Source organism: Bradyrhizobium sp. CCBAU 51753 (assembly GCF_015291565.1).
Classification (GTDB): domain Bacteria; phylum Pseudomonadota; class Alphaproteobacteria; order Rhizobiales; family Xanthobacteraceae; genus Bradyrhizobium; species Bradyrhizobium ivorense.
Genome location: NZ_CP030037.1, coordinates 7,463,484 through 7,480,055 on the forward strand (window position 1 = coordinate 7,463,484; position 16,572 = coordinate 7,480,055).

Here is a 16,572-nt window from a genome sequence, read left to right on the forward strand (position 1 = left end):
AAACCGGTCTGATCTACCCGCCGACGCCAGCATCCTCAAGACGATGAGGCTGACCATCCCTGAGGTCGCTACCATTAGCGGTCACAGAGATCCTACCATGTTGTTTCGATACGCTCATGCTAATGCAACATCAGTCTTCGAGAAGCTAAACGGCGGCTCCGATGCCAAGTTGAAGCGTGCGGCCTAACCATGCCGGCGAACAAATAGGAACAGGGCATCGCTTTGGTCGGAAGCGATGCAATGCCACCCGTTCTAGAAACGATATCCTACTGCGAGGTTAGCAGCTGGATTGTAGTAAATCTGACCGAAAGGAACCGATACATTCGGTATGTGCGCGATAAGCTCAAATTCGGCCCGTACAAAGACACTGCCGAAATTTCGCTCAATGCCGGTTGCCACCGTCACAATTGGATTGAAGCCGCTGAATACGCTTGTCGTGTAAGTACCCCTGTTCTCGATACTGCCGCAAGAAGTGACGGAGTAATTGTAGCCCCCTCCGGCCGGCGTAGCCGTCGTAATGGGATTGACGCAGGTTGAGTTCTTCGATGAATCGTAACCGGCATGAGCCCGCCACCTGGGCATCGCGCGACGGAGCTGCGATAGATCCTGGCATGAACTGTTTTTTGGAGGTGGGCTATGGCAGATGCCATGCATGAAGCCATGCTTGATGCCAGGCAGGAAGGCGGCTCCTATCGTCGGATCGAGGTGATCACGGGGCAGCGTCGGCGGCGGCAGTGGACGGCGGAGGAGAAGGCTCGGATCGTGGCGGAGAGCTTCGAGGAAGGGGTCAATATTTCCGAGGTCGCCCGGCGCCATGGCGTTGTCCGTGGGCTGCTGACGGTGTGGCGGCGCAAGTTCGCGACGGCAGCGAGCTTTCAGGCGCCAGGCTTCGTACCGGTACGGATCACTTCCGAGAGCGGTCCGGCGACGGCAGACGAGCCGGACCGGCTGGCGTCTGCGCATGAAGTGACGCCGCAGATGACGCTGCCCCCAGGCAAGCCTGGCGGGATGATCGAGATCGAGGTGAGAGGGGCACGTATCCGGGTTGAACCCGGAGTTGAGTTGGCGACGCTTTCGACGGTGTTATCGGCGCTTTGGAGCGTTCGTTGATTGCTTTGCGGCCCGGCCTCAAGGTGGTGCTGGCAGCACAGCCGGTCGACTTTCGCAAGTCGGTGCACACGCTGTCGGCGCTGGTGAGCGAAGCATTGCGCGCAAACCCATATTGCGGCGACGTCTTCGTGTTCCGCAGCAAACGCGCGGACAGGGTGAAGCTTTTGGCGTGGGACGGCAGCGGCATGGTGCTGGTGACGAAGTGGTTGCACCAGGGACACTTCACCTGGCCGCCGGTCCGCCACGGCGTCGTGTATCTGAGTGCCACACAACTCGCGATGCTGCTCGACGGCCTTCAGTGGACGCGTGTTTCACCTGAACCTGTGAAGCGGCCGACCGTTGTCGGCTGAGAAGCGAAGATTTTGCTGGAGCCTATGATGCGTGGATGTATCGTTCGATCATGGCGATTCGCCCCGAAGCTCTTCCGACCGACGCAGCAGCTCTGACCGAGATGGTGCTCGCGCTTGATGCCGAGAACGAGAAGCTGCGTGTGGCGATGCAGACGCTGAAGGAGATGATCTTCGGCAAGCGCTCGGAGCGGCTGGCGGCGATCGTGGACGAACAGCTCGCGCTCGAACTGGATGACCTCGCGACCGGCGTCACACCGCCTGCGCCGGCCAACGACCATGTGCCTGCGACGAAGCAGGCTGGGAAGCCACGCAAGAAGGCAAGGCGCAACATCGGCGCGCTGCCTAGGCATTTGCCGCGCTGCGAGCAGGTGCTCGAGCCGGACGCGACGGCGTGCCCGTGCTGCCGGGGCGTTCTGCACCGGATCGGCGAAGACGTCAGCGAAGTGCTGGACGTCATCCCGGCGATCCTGCGGGTACTGCGCACGATCCGCCCCAAATACGCCTGCCGCGGTTGCACCGACGGCGTGGTCCAGGCCAAGGCGCTGCCACGCCTGATCGAGGGCGGCATGGCATCGACGGCACTCGTTGCTCATGTGGTGGTCTCAAAGTTCGCCTGGTATCTGCCGCTGTATCGCCAGGCGCAGATCCTGACCGGCCAGGGCATTCATCTCGACCGCGCGACGCTTGCTGGCTGGGTGAAGCGTGCAGCATGGTGGCTCAAAAGCCTTTATGAGGTCCAACTGCGGACGATCCAGGCTTCGCCGCGGCTGTTCTGCGATGAGACGCCGATGCCGGTGCTCGATCCCGGACGACATCGCACCCGTATCTGCCAGTTCTGGGCGCATGCGATGGATGATCGCCCATGGGGCGGCCCATCCCCGCCGGCGGTTGCCTACGTATTTGCCGATGGCCGCGGCACCAAGGAGATCGCCGGGCAGCTGACCGGCTTCTCGGGCATCCTGCAGGTGGATGGCTATGCCGCCTACAAGGCGCTTGCCCGCGGTCATGGCGGCGTGATCCAGCTGGCTTTTTGTCTCGCCCATGCCCGACGCAAATTCGTCGAGGTGTACAAGACAATGCAGTCGCCGTTCGCCCGCGAGGTGATCGAGCGCCTGCAGGTGGTCTACGCCATCGAGGCCGAGATCCGCGGCTCGAGTGCCGAACAGCGGCTTGCCGTCCGCCGCACCAGGACCGCTCCGTTGATGGAGGAGCTGAAGGTGCGGCTGGCCTCGATGCTCGACCAGCTGTTCTCCCAGTCGAAGCTGACGGAGGCCATCAATTATACGCTCAACCATTGGGACGGACTGACGCTGTTTCTTCGCGACGGCCGCGTCGAGGTCGACAGCAACACCGTCGAGCGTTCGATGCGCCCGATTGCAATGGGAAGGCGGAACTCATTGTTCAGCGGCAGCGAGGGCGGCGCCGAGAGCTGGGCAATTCTTTCATCCCTGGTCAATACGGCAAAGCTCCACGAACTCGATCCGCAGACCTATCTGGTCGATGTGCTGGAGCGCATCGTCTCCGGTCAGACCAGGAGCCACCAGTTACACGAACTTCTCGCCTGGAACTGGAAGGCGGCCCGCGAGCTCAGCGCACAGGCCGCTGCATGAGCCGGCGGCGCCGTTCGTCTTCGTCCTCTTCACCATCGATGGCGGCAGCCGCGATGCCGCTCGACGAACTCGAGCATTGGCTGCAGGCTCGCGCCGAGCAGAATCCCGTCGCTACGAGTCTTGCCGTGCTCGACGGCTACGTCGCCGCGATCGTGGCCGGACCGGTGTCGATCGGCCCGCCGGACTGGATCTGCCCGCTACTCGCCATCGACGCCGACGCATTCAACCACGGCGGCACGCCGGAGTTCGCCGCGATTTCGGCCGTCGCGCTCCGCCACAACAACATCAGCAACGTTCTTTCCACCGCACCACATCGGTTCGCTCCGACCCACGCCCGCAAGCCGAATGGCGACGTTGATGCGCGGCCGTGGTGCCAGGGATTCCATGCCGCCATGCGGCTGAGACTATCGGCCTGGGCCCCGCTGCTCGACACCCGCAACATAAACCACGGCTTGCTCCTGCCCATCCTGCTGCATTGCGTCGACGATCAAGGCCGTCCACTGCTTGGACCGCCAAGGAAAGGCAGCGAGACCGAGGAGTTCCTGCGCAACGCCCACGACGACATCCCAGCCGTCGTCGAGGCCATGCGCCAGTATTGGATGCCGACGCGCTACGCTCGCGCACGCTGATCACCGCCGACGTGGATGCTCATACCGGTTACGATGAATCGTCAACTGTAGTCTTCCGGCTGTACTCAACACCGGCACCGGCGCGCCCATAGATCAACCAATCACCAAAGATCATGCCCCCGCGAAACGACAGGTCGGCCGTGAACGGTCGCGTTACTCGCTCCGTGTAATTTGATTGCTGCAACAAGGTAATGCTGCTTAGCGACGCGTCCGGACTGCATGCACCAGAGCAAGACCCAAACCAAAATGGCAACGAGTTGCTGTAGGTTGAAGAGTAGCCCCCTTATCGTCACCAAACCCACCATTCTGATGGGCAATCAAGGGCGGCAAGATCGGCGGGGTTGCGCATTGAATACTGCGTGTAGTGCGTTTGGCCGTCTGAAAAATCGTATCCACCGGTGATCGCTGCATACGCGCCCGCGAATCTCGATTTGAACGGTTCGGCAGGTTCCGCCATGGCACGCACGCTTACGCTCGCCACCGCGACGAAGCGGCGACATAAATCCAACTTAACCTCATAAGCTTCCCCACCCCAGAGCGCGCAATGATGCGCCAACTACAACCTCAAAGACACTTAGCCGCTCCGACAATGCTGACGAAATTAGACTTTCGGAGTTCTCCCATTCGATCCATTATCCGCCAATCAACGCGCGCATCGCCGTATCACGCCGGGGTCGCGCTGTTCCGCCCGCGCGATCTGCCTCCCTTCGTGAATTTGCTTGCGGGACAAGCCAACATCAGCGGCGGTCGGAATACTGTTCTCATTGGGAGCGGTTTTTCGTGGCCGTCCATCCGTCGCAAGCTCACCCCGCGCGTAAGCGTAGCTCTGAGGCCCATTTGATTGGCGCTTGACGTCTATTTTGAGCGGGTCGTGCGCCGGCGCGGCTTCCAACTGTCGGACAAGGCATTAACAGCGGCCTCAAGCGCCTTCCGGTCGATGACGTTGGGATCGAACTGCTCCGGGCCCCAGAGGCGCATATGTTCGTGCTCCGGATGGGTGGGGTCACCGATGGCATTGAGGTATTCGGCATAGCCTGGCGCACCGCCGACGTCTTCCGGAGGACAACGGCCGGCGGCCTCGAGCAAGAACGGAAGTTCCTCCGTTGTCGTGTTGTCGAACCACTTTTCAAGCTTGATCACGTGATCCCAGCTGTCGCCGAAGTCGTAGAGATAATGGATTGTCTTGGCACCGGTCTCCTGAACGATATTAGAGAGCCGCGTCTTGCGGGCATCGATGGGCTGAGGGCCAAAATCTCCATCGGGATCAGGGATACCCCAACGTCCTTCGCCGGCCAGGAACTCGAAGAGATGGCTGTTCGTCCAGCCAAACGCCGCCTGAAGCGTCAGATGCAGCCGATCAAGGCGCAGCGTGAGCGGCACGACAAGGCATCGCATCACTTCCGGTTTCACATCCTTGAGGGTCACCTTGATCCGGACCGCGGTCGTGTTCAGGCTCATGCTGCCAGCCTCGGATCGTGTGCATGCATCGTGTAGATCGACGCCCAAGGGAGCAGTTCGTCCAGTCGCGCCGCAGGCCAGCCATTGACGAGCTTGGCGAGAACGTCAGCGAGCCAGTGCTCGGCACTGACGCCATTGAGCTTACAGGTCTCGATTAACGAAGCCAGAACTGCCCAATTCTCAGCGCCCTCGTCGCAACCGGCAAAAAGGGAGTTCTTGGCGTTGAGCTTGATCGGCCTCATCGCACGCTCGACCGCATTCGTGTCCATCTCGATGCGCCCGTCATCAAGGTAGAGCGTCAGGCCGTCCCAATGACGCAGCGCATAACGCAACGCCTTCGCCGTGTCGCTCTTCTGCGCAAGGTGATCAAGCCTCGCCTCAAACCACTGCTTCAAGGCTGCAGCCAGAGGCCCGGCATGCACCTGCCTGCCAACACGGCGCTCGGCATCCGATCGGCCGCGGAGCACTTTCTCGACCGCGTAAAGCTGGGCGATGCGCTCGAGAGCCTCGCGGGCAACCGGAGCTGGCGCGGGCGCCGCCTCGCGCTCGATCTTCACAAACTGGCGCCTCAGATGCGACCAGCAGAAGGCGAGCGTTCCGGACAAGGCGTCCGCACGCGTCTCTCGGGTCATGGTCTTGTAAGCCTGATAGCCGTCGCAGTGGATGATGCCGCGATAGCCCTCAAGCAGCCGCAAGCCATGAACGGCCCCACGGCCCGGTGCATAGGCGTAAACAACGCCAGGTGGGTCAGGTCCGGCCCAGGGCCTGTCATCGCGCGAGAGTGCCCAGAAGTAGCCGGTTTTGGTCCTGCCGCGCCCCGGATCCAGTACCGGTGCCGGGGTCTCATCGACACAGAGCTTCGAGGAGGCCAGCAGAAGCGCGCGCAGACGATGCCACAAGGGCTTCAATTCCTGGGTGGCATAGCCGACCCAGAAGGCGAGCGTGGAACGGTCGAGCGCAATTCCATGCGTCGCCAGCATCTGCGCCTGGCGGTAAAGCGGCAAATGCCAATGATACTTGGCGTCGATCACATGCGCGACCAGCCGCTCGGTGGGCAATCCTCCCCTGATCAGTCGCTCGGGAGCAGCGTGCTGGAGGACGACGCCATGACAGGCACGGCAGGCCAGTCTGGGCCGGCGGGTGACGATGACACGATACTGCGCCGGTACGACGTCGAGCCTCTGACTCTCATCGCGACCAATCTCGACGAGATCACCTTTGCAGCACGGGCAGCAGGTCGCAGCCGGCATCAATATTTCGACAATGCGCGGCAAATGCTCCGGCAGCTGACCACGGTTGGCTCTGCGCGCGGCAGTTCTCTTCTCGCTGGTTCTGGGATTGGCGCGATCCTCGGCTGCTTCGAGGGCCGCAACGGCCTCTTCGATGTCCTCCAGAACAAGCTGCAGCTGATCAGCGTCGAGCTTTTCCGAGGACCGACCGAACTGCGCATCTTTTGCAAGCTTGAGCAACCGCTCGAGCCTGGCGCAGCGATCCAGCAGAGCCGCGGCAAAGACACGCAGCTCGGCCGGATCGCTCGGCAGCTCATCAGGCAAATCACTCATTGGCCCGAGTCTGCCATGCTTCGCGCCCCGATGCAGCGAAGATTTTATGCCCTACGCAAGTGCTTTCGGCTGCGGGATTCGAGGCGCGTGCATCCGCGTCCAATCCATGCCGGCCAGAAGCGCGGACAGCTGCGCGGCATTCATCCGCATCACGCCGGCTACGATGGGAGGCCATTTGAAGCCGCTGCCATCGAGCCGCTTCCAATACATCACAAGGCCGCTGCCATCCCAGACGACAATCTTCACCCGATCGGCGCGCTTCGCACGGAACACCACCGCCACGCCCTTCATCGGGTCGTGGCCCAGCGTCTCCTTCGCCAACAGCGCCAAGCCCTCCGCACCTTTTCTGAAGTCCACAGGTTGCGTCGCCACGTAAATCATGAGGCTCGCGGGCGGCGTCAGCATGAACGTGTCCGCCGAAGCGCCAAGAACACATCACTCAACACAGCAAGGCCAGGCGTCCCTCGCACCTCCACGCGTGTCCCCTGGAGTTCAACCGTCACAACGGCTTCTTCCGGCGACCCGGTGGGCTCTGTGGCTGCCGGTAGCGCCGATTCCGATACCACCGGTACGAACGACAGCGTGTCTGCCGAAGCCGGCAGCACTAACTGGCCTAAACGCGCCCGACGCCGCCAGTCGTGCACCTGCTGGGGTCGGCACCCATGGCGACGCGCGACATCTGTGACAATCGCCCCCGGCTCAAGGCTTTCCGCGGCAATCCGTGCCTTCAAATCGTCCGGCCAGCGCTTTCGACCTGCGCCTGCGTACACTTCGATACGCGGTGACAACGGTCGTCTTATGTCGTCCGAATGGTCGTCCATTGTGAGCACCCTTGCAGAAGGTGACTCTTCTAGCGGTGCTCTCAGGACTGTGTACAAAAATTCTCAAGGGCCTCCACGCCACGCTTACCCCCGCGCCTGTGCCGCGTCGTATTCATCGGCCAACTTCCGCTTGGCGTTGGCCTCGATTTCAAGGGCATCGGCTGGGGGAACGTTGGGCGGGGCTGTCCCCGATCCCGAAGATGCAGTTGGGGGATGGGGATTCACGGACTCTTTTGAAGGCCATGAGGCAGAAAGCGCTTGGTTGGAATGGTTATTCCGGAGCGTTGTTCAAATTCCGCTGACTCCAACATGCCGGCCTTCTCAAGCGCTGGACAAAGAGTCGTCTTGAGACCTCCAACGAGTTGGTCAATCCAGTGCTGAAATGCGCTACTGGGCCTGCCACTGCGCGGCCGATATTTTTGAATCACAGCACCGATGAACTTCGCATGGGGTCGAGGAAACGGGTACTCGAGACGGTCGACGAAGGGGCGGTTTCATCAAACCTTTATGCCGGGAAGGATTCCAGTACCGATAGCAAGCTGGTGGACGTCTTCCGGATGATGGCGTGCTTCACGAAGCTTGAGAATACTCGGAGGAAGAAGAAGCCCCCACTGCTTACATTTCGCGACCTTTGCGACCGATCTGGCAACTTCGAGATTGAGGCTGGCTTCGTTGGTTGTCCGAGGGACACTCAACAGCTGATAATGTTCTCAACGGACGACACTTTCGTAGATCAGGAGGCGATCGACGCGGGCGACGACTGGATCGAGAGCCAAATGACTTGGCTTCTCAGGGAGCCTCCCGTCGGTGGAGAGATTTGGTTCGAACATCAGACAATCGAGTCGGAGGGAGATTGTCGAATGTACGGCATTGCCGTCACTTCCACCGAGGAATGCATTACCGTCTCATCGACATTGGCCGAAGCGCTCCAACGTTATTATTTTGACGAGAAATACCATCACCTTGGAGAAAAGCAGCAGGCAATCGTCTTAGAATGTATCAAGTCGTTAGTCCTGAATCAGGGACCAAGGGCGCGCCGGGCTTTTCAGGCGGCCACGCAATCCGGAGCACCGCGCGCGAACAAAGGAGCGAAAGAACGCGCGAGGAAGACTGCAAAGAAAGGCGCGCGAAGAACAATGGGGAAGAGTACAACAAGAGCGCGCGTAGGCGTTCTTGATCGGCATTGATAGTGGTCGATCAGATGAGCACTTCGGATCGCTCGGCTCGAATTCTTACGACCGATATCACGCGCCTTAAATTCGTCTTGTGCAAGCTCACTGGAAGACGCTGTCTGGTAGGCAAGGGGTTCGGGCTTTGGGAGCCCCGCACGAGCCTCTATAATTTAAGCCCGGCCGGGTAGGCTACGCGACTACACCACTTTGTCTTGAAAAGGAGCTGTGGCGTGCCAATCGACATTAAAAAAGCGCTATCTAGATCGGCTAACGCTTCAACGTTCGCTACGGTGTTTGTTGATGGCTACCTCTCTCCTGCGTTTGGTGCGCGTTCAAAATCCGAAATTGACCTGCTTGTCATTAGTTGTCTGATTGCGGCCGGCGCGATCGATCCAGCGTTGCCGACTTACGAAATCGCGCGCGCGCTGAACATCACACCGGCTCGAGTTCGCAGCCTGATGTTGAACTGGCAACTACGCAATACGGCGCCGGATAGCGACTTGCGTCCAGCTATTGTTGCGGCATTGGGTAAGACGCGCTTTAGCAGCGATGGCACGTTGTTGTCGTTTGGGGTTGAGAGTCCGCTACTGAAAGAGGATATTGCTGCACGTCTGCGGAATAAGGGAGTCTTTTCCGACGCGTCATTTTCGAAAGAGATCGTGCGTATGCCGGTCGATGCTTTTGTCGAATTTCTCGATGACCTCGTGGATGAGGAAACGAAAAACAACGTCCGGCAAACCTTAGTCAAGGACAAGCAGCTTCCTGACAAGAGCTTCAAGGCTATAGCGACGGGCGTCCTTTCAAAGCTCGGGGAGAAGGTCGCCGGTGAAGCAGGCAAAGCGATAGCGGGCGAGCTTGTAGGAGAGGTAGCAAAGCCCATCACGAAAAAGGTCGTCGCTTTCGTCACCTCCCTTGTCGCGGGCGATGCAAAGGCAGCCGCAAAGAGCATTTCAAAGGACGATTTGATAGATGTTTGACGATGAGAGAAGCTAAGGGATGCCGCGCGAATCGAGTGCCGATCACACTCCGCGAATCTGGTTTGGCCTCGTCCGACTGAGTTTGTGCCATCGGGGCACAGCAGCACTTCTAGGAACGCACCGTTTTGGACCAAGGAAATGAACATTGTACCACCAGGACTAGGTTGGCTGCATTGCTCGCGCACACATGAAGTGAAATTCGGTCTCGGCCCGATCGTCTACTATCTTGTATTGCTTTCCGGCAGCCTGGACCTGGCTGAGGGTGTCTTCCAAACCAGCAACACGATTACGATCTCGAATGGTGGTAGCCACCGCAAGTGCGAGGCCGTCGAAATTTAGCACTTCCTCATGGAAATCCTTCGACGAACCATGATGCGGCAGCGATAGAATGCATATTTGCTTCGAAAAGGGATTGAAGAACGAGTGCCAAGGCTGACGCCTCGAGCTTTGTTTGAGCTTAGAATCGCCGGTCGCTAACCAAGCTGCTGGCGAGGGCCGCATGCTGTACCCGATCGGAGTGTCGCCGGCAGGAACGAGCCAATCCGATCCAGATTGAGATCCAAGCGACCTTCCTGGACCTGAATAGAGCGACATCGATATCGCGTTCTGCCCCACTTCGAAATGATCATTGTATAACGTGACGAGTTTTTTCCTATCTGAACTCAGTTTCTCGAGCAGCGCGCTCGCGAAGGTCTCGCTGTCCAACGAATTGAGGCCCAATTCATTCCTGATCGCCTGGCGAAAAGCTGCCCTCATTTCGTTTTCAACGGGATGCACATAGGGCAGAAGAATCCAGTCTCCTAGACGCCAACGGTCACTCGCATCTTTTCGCCATTCAAGTCGAAAATGCGAACCGCATCCGGCCAACAACGATCCGCTTGATAGCTCGCGGTCAACGTCGCGCGGTGTGTTATAAGGCACAGTGACGAAGTCCTTTGGAGGTGCCTTCCGCGGCTTATTTACGATGAGGGTGAGCCGCGCCTGAAGGCCCTCCTCCGAGCCAGGAGAAATCGGAAGCGGTCCTTCGGGATCAATCGGCTTGTCTGGCACGCCACCACTGGGCGGTTGGTCTTCTCCATTTCCTGGTTCTACGAAGATGACGACATCTGCTCCATGTCGACGCCACCATCCGCCCGGGTCACGAACATAGTCGCGGATGGACGCGGTGGCGCTCCCGCCATCTACTTCGCGCACCAATAATTCGGACAAATCTTCGGGTTCCAAATAAGGAAGCACCACTATCTTGGCGGGTGTCGTGCCCATGAGCCGATCGATCTTGTTTACATGGTCGGAATCGAGATGTGAGATGAAAAGCAGATCGGTTCGACCTCCCGTCATTCGTTCATGATTTCCGAGAGAGCGATCAAAGGATTGAGGCGACTCCGACCCGCAATCGTAGACGTAGAATTTTTCAAGGACTGTGGTCGACTTGCCCGTGGCATCCTTGGCGTCAAACAGCATCAATTCCGGTATGTGAAGCTCGTCCTTGCGGACCGTAATCTTACCGGCGTGAAATCCTCCATGACCTACAGCATATTGCTTCCTGACAACTGATGCTGTGAACATTTTCGCTTTCCCTAGAGGTGGGGTGGACTAGAGAGCACCAAGTGCATCTTCCGGCCGAATACGATTTCAAGAGGATCAAGCTTGCTTCACCGCTCCAGTGCATCCGATTGGCGCTCCGGGTGCCGCGCACGGCAACGACGTGAACGGTGTGGTGGGCGAAGCCGTCCAGCCTATGGTCGCCCCGTCCAAATGCGTTCCTGGATGTTGCGCTGTTGCAAGAACATCTCTCGTTGCCACGCTGGTGCCCGGAGTATTGCCAGCCCAAGTGCCATGATCCCAAGACTGAGTTCGGTGTGCATTCATGGCACCAACTGTTGGATGCTGCACCCCCGGCTTTCGCCCATGTCGGTTCCCAGGTCCAAATGAGTAGAGTAGACGCGCATACGCTGTAGGTCTGCTAGGAGGGATGCTGCTACTTCCCATGTCAGCACCGTGATGAGGCACAACGATTGCGCTTGGATTCGAAGGGGGCGTCCCTATCTCGTGATAGCCTGCATCTCCGGTCAGCAACCACTGCTTGCCTGAACTTGCGTCCTCCACAATGGCGGCGATCCCCGAACCGTTTCGGAGAGCGGCGGTACCCGTGCATCGCCGCAATTCGATAGACTGCCGGCCACTTGCGAGCGAAATGCGAAGCGTCGTCGGGGTTGTGCCCCAAACCAATAGAGTTGCCCCGGCCTTTAGGATACGATTCGCGAATGCAAGATGCTTCTTGGTAATTGATTGACGCGGGGCAATCCACGTCCTCGATCTCGCTTGCGGGTCCGTCAACTCTCCCGACCAATGATCCGAATCCCAGTGGCTCAATACGATCGCTGCATCCACTCTCCAGCAGAATCGCAGCGGCTTCGGCCTGGTGGGAGCATTCCTATAAACGCCCCCACCTAAATCGAAATAAAGATGAACATCCTCGTTAGCGTCGGCCAGACCTACCGCCGCACCCTGGCCGACATCAAAGCCAATGAGATAGTCGAAAGAGGGAGCTGAGATCGCCCCCGAGAGCTCAGACGAAGTGGCGTCCGGAAAGGAATCCATCGAAAACGCTGCATCGAGTGCTGCCGCTTCAGGTATAAATCTCTGAACATCCTTGAGAGATGCGGTTACGGCGGCGGCGAGCAACCCGCCAAAAACATCGACTTCGAAGTGCCCAGAATCATCCAGTTCAATAGTCACCCACTCGGTCTCAGCTACGGCAACGAGTAAGTCGAACCAGGCATCGCCAGGGCTAGCCGTAATCTCCACTCGATAGATCGGAAGCTGATCGTATGGATCCGGACCGACCATTGGATTATGTTTGAAAAGTCCTTGCCAGTACTTGGCATGGTCAATCTTCAGACGTGGCACACTTCCAAGGTCGAAGAGACCGCCATCGCCGAAGCCGGGCCAATCAGCATCGACCACGTCAAAGCAAAATACGGCCACCGACGCACCCTTGGGCGCAATCGGCTCGCTCTGGTCTAGCTTACCATAAGAGCGTCTCGGAAAGCTTGGCCATCCCTCGCCAATTGGTGAGAAGATAGGATTCATTGTTTTGCCCTGCCCGCCGCGATTACGGACACTTTCAGCCCTGCTCTCAGCCTCTCAACCCTTGTAAGCGTTCGGGCTCGGCACGCGAAGCCAACGCCGACCCATTAGAGCGCGGAGATTAGTGGCCCCGATTCTTCTCAAATCTTTCCCGGTCACAAATCCGACAACGACCACGTTTAATCTGTTTGGGGACGATCACTCAGGATCTGTCCGCCTATAATGTCATTGGCGCCATCAAACACCTTTCGCGCTCTACGTGCAACCTCCCCGAAGCACATTTCCTAGGCAAGAACTTTCTGCGTTCGCGAGCGGTCCCCATCCTAGAGATCGGATCGCTTGAAAAATCTTGCTCGAATTTTCCAAACGTGACGACTATACTACCCGAGATTGTGCGTCTCTCGACTAGGGCCTCGATCAGGCGGAGCGGCGCACCCTCGCGAGGGAGCGGACATGGGGGCCAAGAAGACTAAGGCACCTGCTGAAGCCAAGGCGAACGGCTCGGCGGGAAACTCCGATCGAAAGCTAACGCGCGCCACCTTAATTGAGCTGTATGCGGCCCGACGTTACCTGGGACTCGCTGCCCTAAAGGAGACCGGGCTGCGTTTGCCAATCGAGGTCTATTTCAAGGATCCGGCTGTAGCCAGCGCATCTGAGGGCGCGGGCTTCGACACCGAGTTCACTGCGCCTTGGGAGCCCGGGCTGCGCGACGGTCCAACCAGCGCGCGCTTTGCCGTCGTTGACTATGACGCCACAAGCAACACGCTTACGCCCCCTGCGGTCTGGGACCGTAAGTGTAATTGCTATCGAGCGCCCGATGGCTCCGTACTTAACAGCAAAACAAAGGATCGCTTCCAGTATCATCAGCTCAGTGTCTGGGCAAACCTGCAAAATACTCTTGAGTTTTTTGAGAGCGGCTTTGCGCTCGGGCGCAGGATCAGCTGGGCATTTGAAGGTAATCGGCTGATAGTCGTGCCTCACGCCGGATATGGCGAAAACGCTTACTACGACCGGACTAGCAAGTCGCTGCAATTCTATTGGTTCGGCGATGACAAGAACCGAGTCTACACTTGCTTGTCGAGCGACATCGTAAACCACGAATTTGGCCATGCATTGCTCGACGGCCTTCGGCCACACTTCTACGAATCGGTCGACGCGCAAACTGCCGCGTTTCACGAATTTTTCGGCGATCTCACTGCCATTGTGATGGCATTCAGAAATAACGCTTTCCGCAAGGTTGTGCTCAAGGAAAGTAACGGCGATCTCAACACTGCCCAATTGCTTGCAGGCCTTGCTCGGCAGTTCGGTGAGGCGACATCTAACTCACCCTATCTGCGCAGCGCGCTCAACGACCAGACGATGGAGAAACTCAAAGGCAAGCTCGAACCGCACGCGCTGTCAGAGGTCATGACCGCCACGATGTTCGACATTCTCAAGGGTGTTTTCGCCCAGCACCGCGAGCGCGAGTTAGAGCGACACAAGAAAGGCCGAAGCAGTAGGCCCAGCGATGTGAGAGCGCTGGCCGACACGGTCCCTCGGATGCAGATGCTCGCTTTTCAACCACTTGACCTCTTACCCCCTTGCGCCGTTACCTTTCGTGACTATGCGTTGGCAGTACTGCGCTCCGAGCAGGTTGCCAATCCGACCGACCCTTCGGGCTATCGGGCGCTCATGCTCGATTGCTTCATCAGGCGCGGCATTCTGACCGAAGGCGACAGGACGGAATTGCTTGAACCAGCGCCGGTGTTTCAACGGCCGCCCCTAGACGTATTTCACTCGATCGACGCTATCGCCGCGTCGAGGGGCGGCGCCTATCGCTTCCTCGATGACAACCGCGCTAAACTACTGATTCCGCTCAACGCGGATCTGATCGTCAGCGAAATCGTGCGCGCCAGCAAGTTAGCGCGGGACGGCCGATCGTTACCCGAGCAGATCATCGTGCAATATATCTGGCGTGAGAATCTTATTCTCGCAGGTAAACAATTTGGCCGCTTCGACGGCGAGCGGACGGCGATGCTTTGCGGCGCAACCATGGTACTCGACCAGAATGGGAATCTGATCCACTGGGCCCGCAAGCCAGGCAGCGTCAGCGTCGGTACCAATGCGGCAGCCACGGCAGAGCAAGTCCAGGGCGCTGCTCGGCGTACTGAGCTTCTGAAGACAATTGCAGCGCGGGTCGCGGCGGGAGCCGTCGGCGAAACGATCGGCAGTGAGATCGGCTTGGTCGAGCGAGCTACGCCGCCGTTTGGCTTTCAGAAGATCGACGGAACAATCCGCTTTCAGCTTGCACCGCACTTTTCACTTCGTGGCGACGTCGAACTCGACGAAACGGGGGATCGGCAATGGCAGATAAGCTTCTGATCCGGATGTTCGATGTCGGTCTGGGCGACTGCATTTATTGTCGGATCCCCAAGGCTCATAAAGAGGGTCGCGACTTTCACATCCTCATCGATTGCGGAACGCTGAGCAGCACGGATTATCTTTCGGCGGCGGTCGAAAACCTCAAGACTTTATTGCCGTTGATCAAAGGCAAGCGCCGCATCGATCTCTTGGTCGTCACCCACGAGCACAAGGATCATATGACCGGCTTCGGAATGGACCTCTGGGAGGATATCTCGTTTGGGGCGATCTGGATGAATGCCGCGATGGACCCGAGTCATCCTGAGGCGGAGAAAGCGAAGAAGCTACATAGTTTCGCCGCTGGCGCGATGGCCCAGGCATTGCGACTCCACCTGGCGCTCGGACCTGAATTGACGGAACTCGCGAATGTAATGGCGCTTAACGCAGACGCTATGCGGACACTTCGCGTAACGCTGCCGAAGGCAAGCGGCATTAAACCTACCTACGTTCATGCAGATTCGAGCAAGGCTGATCTTTCGTTGCCGCTTACCAGCGCAACTATCAGCGTGCTCGGGCCGGAGCGCGACATTGATTTCTACTATCTGGGCGACGAGGGAGACCCCTCGCTCCGCCATGCTCTGACGTTCATCGATTCGGGGCTCCCCCCCGTGGAGGCGGCAGTTCCGGAAGTACCAGTATCAGCTCCTGGTAATCTTGATCCTGCCGACTTCCGTCAGTTGCGCTCGCGCATGCTGTCGACGGCACTCGCCTTTGCAGATCTCGACGGGAAAGTCTGTAACAACACGAGCGTTGTGCTTTTGCTTGAATGGAAGGGCAAGCGACTTCTTTTTGGCGGCGATGCCGAGTGGGACGGAGCGTACAAGAAGGGGACCAAGGCAAACTGCTCTTGGAACGTGATGTGGAACTTGCGGAAGAACAAGCTCAAGGGAGCGCTTAATTTCTACAAGGTAGGACATCACGGGAGTGTCAATGCGACGCCCTGGGGACAAACCGCCGCTGCCAGCAAGGGAGAGCCGCTGGCAATCCTCAATGCAATCCTTCCTGAGGCGTCGAAAGCCGGCGCCAACGCAATCGTTTCAACCCATAGGGCCAACTATCCAACGATTCCCCGCGCGGACCTTCTCGCTGAAATTGGAAAACGAGTATCGAACACCAGAAACTACGCCGCTCTTTTCAAAAAGGCCAAGATGACGACCTCGGAAGTACCACGCTTCGCCGAGTACGAGAAGGAGTCATTCTCTGCCCCCCAGCCGGTCCGCACCGACCTTGAGCGGATGCTCGGCTCGCAAGGCTTCATCGACGTGGAGATCGAATAGATCGCGACGACATAGAAGAGCCGAAAGCAAGATCACTGCCGTCAGAGCAAACCTTTTCATCCTGTGGTCGCCTCGTCAAAATCGCAAGATTGGAGCATCAAATGTCATTAGACGAA

At 58.5% G+C, this 16,572-nt stretch carries 15 protein-coding genes; 8 read left to right on the top strand and 7 right to left on the bottom strand.

What is annotated here, in order from left to right:
* Window positions 1-636: 636 nt before the first annotated feature.
* From XH93_RS43160 to XH93_RS34100, 4 genes are read left to right on the top strand one after another with little or no spacing between them, the layout of a single operon-like run.
* Window positions 637-1,110: a transposase gene (locus tag XH93_RS43160; protein ID WP_194470832.1), complete on the top strand. Its 474-nt coding sequence runs from the start codon at window positions 637-639 to the stop codon at window positions 1,108-1,110.
* On the top strand, window positions 1,107-1,460 hold the full coding sequence (gene tnpB / locus XH93_RS34090; protein WP_194470833.1) for an IS66 family insertion sequence element accessory protein TnpB: 354 nt from the start codon (window positions 1,107-1,109) through the stop codon (window positions 1,458-1,460). The genes XH93_RS43160 and tnpB (XH93_RS34090) overlap by 4 nt, the downstream gene beginning before the upstream one ends.
* A gap of 50 nt (window positions 1,461-1,510) precedes the next feature.
* Window positions 1,511-3,070, top strand: a complete 1,560-nt coding sequence (locus XH93_RS34095) for an IS66 family transposase (protein ID WP_194475108.1) — start codon at window positions 1,511-1,513, stop codon at window positions 3,068-3,070.
* Window positions 3,071-3,123: 53 nt separating this feature from the next.
* Window positions 3,124-3,699 carry a UPF0149 family protein gene (locus XH93_RS34100; RefSeq protein WP_246799375.1) on the top strand — a complete coding sequence of 192 codons (576 nt, stop codon included), beginning with the start codon at window positions 3,124-3,126 and terminating at the stop codon, window positions 3,697-3,699.
* Between the two features lie 289 nt (window positions 3,700-3,988).
* Here the strand turns inward: XH93_RS34100 and XH93_RS34105 are convergent, their stop codons facing one another.
* The 5 genes from XH93_RS34105 to XH93_RS34125 all read right to left on the bottom strand — a co-directional run bounded on the left by XH93_RS34105 (window position 3,989) and on the right by XH93_RS34125 (window position 7,540).
* Window positions 3,989-4,255: a hypothetical protein gene (locus XH93_RS34105; RefSeq protein ID WP_194470835.1), complete on the bottom strand. Its 267-nt coding sequence runs from the start codon at window positions 4,253-4,255 to the stop codon at window positions 3,989-3,991.
* A 299-nt stretch (window positions 4,256-4,554) separates the two neighbouring features.
* On the bottom strand, window positions 4,555-5,157 hold the full coding sequence (locus tag XH93_RS34110) for a plasmid pRiA4b ORF-3 family protein (RefSeq protein ID WP_194470836.1): 603 nt from the start codon (window positions 5,155-5,157) through the stop codon (window positions 4,555-4,557).
* Entirely contained in the window at window positions 5,154-6,719 is a 1,566-nt protein-coding gene (locus tag XH93_RS34115) for an IS66 family transposase (RefSeq protein ID WP_194470837.1), read from the bottom strand. Before XH93_RS34115 ends, XH93_RS34110 begins: the two co-directional genes overlap by 4 nt.
* Before the next feature lie 51 nt (window positions 6,720-6,770).
* Window positions 6,771-7,124, bottom strand: a complete 354-nt coding sequence (gene tnpB, locus XH93_RS34120) for an IS66 family insertion sequence element accessory protein TnpB (protein WP_011931031.1) — start codon at window positions 7,122-7,124, stop codon at window positions 6,771-6,773.
* A complete protein-coding gene (locus XH93_RS34125; protein WP_194470838.1) occupies window positions 7,118-7,540 on the bottom strand; it encodes a transposase in 423 nt (140 codons plus the stop codon). Before XH93_RS34125 ends, tnpB (XH93_RS34120) begins: the two co-directional genes overlap by 7 nt.
* A gap of 446 nt (window positions 7,541-7,986) precedes the next feature.
* Here XH93_RS34125 and XH93_RS41945 point away from each other — a divergent pair, with 446 nt between their 5' ends.
* Both XH93_RS41945 and XH93_RS34135 read left to right on the top strand, forming a co-directional pair.
* Window positions 7,987-8,727, top strand: coding sequence for a hypothetical protein (locus XH93_RS41945; protein WP_210340418.1), 741 nt, complete (start codon window positions 7,987-7,989; stop codon window positions 8,725-8,727).
* Window positions 8,728-8,942: 215 nt separating this feature from the next.
* A complete protein-coding gene (locus XH93_RS34135; protein WP_194470840.1) occupies window positions 8,943-9,689 on the top strand; it encodes a hypothetical protein in 747 nt (248 codons plus the stop codon).
* 159 nt (window positions 9,690-9,848) lie between these two features.
* Here the strand turns inward: XH93_RS34135 and XH93_RS34140 are convergent, their stop codons facing one another.
* Together XH93_RS34140 and XH93_RS34145 are read right to left on the bottom strand one after the other, a co-directional pair.
* The gene (locus tag XH93_RS34140) at window positions 9,849-11,255 is read right to left on the bottom strand and encodes a hypothetical protein (RefSeq protein WP_194470841.1); all 1,407 of its coding nucleotides are present in this window, start codon (window positions 11,253-11,255) and stop codon (window positions 9,849-9,851) included.
* Between the two features lie 75 nt (window positions 11,256-11,330).
* Window positions 11,331-12,782, bottom strand: a complete 1,452-nt coding sequence (locus XH93_RS34145) for a metallo-hydrolase/oxidoreductase (RefSeq protein WP_194470842.1) — start codon at window positions 12,780-12,782, stop codon at window positions 11,331-11,333.
* 450 nt (window positions 12,783-13,232) lie between these two features.
* On the opposite strand from XH93_RS34145, the gene XH93_RS34150 reads away from it, so the two are divergent.
* Together XH93_RS34150 and XH93_RS34155 are read left to right on the top strand one after the other, a co-directional pair.
* The gene (locus XH93_RS34150) at window positions 13,233-15,140 is read left to right on the top strand and encodes a serine protease (protein ID WP_246799376.1); all 1,908 of its coding nucleotides are present in this window, start codon (window positions 13,233-13,235) and stop codon (window positions 15,138-15,140) included.
* Window positions 15,122-16,456, top strand: a complete 1,335-nt coding sequence (locus tag XH93_RS34155) for a metallohydrolase (RefSeq protein ID WP_194470843.1) — start codon at window positions 15,122-15,124, stop codon at window positions 16,454-16,456. Before XH93_RS34150 ends, XH93_RS34155 begins: the two co-directional genes overlap by 19 nt.
* The last annotated feature ends 116 nt before the right edge of the window (window positions 16,457-16,572 follow it).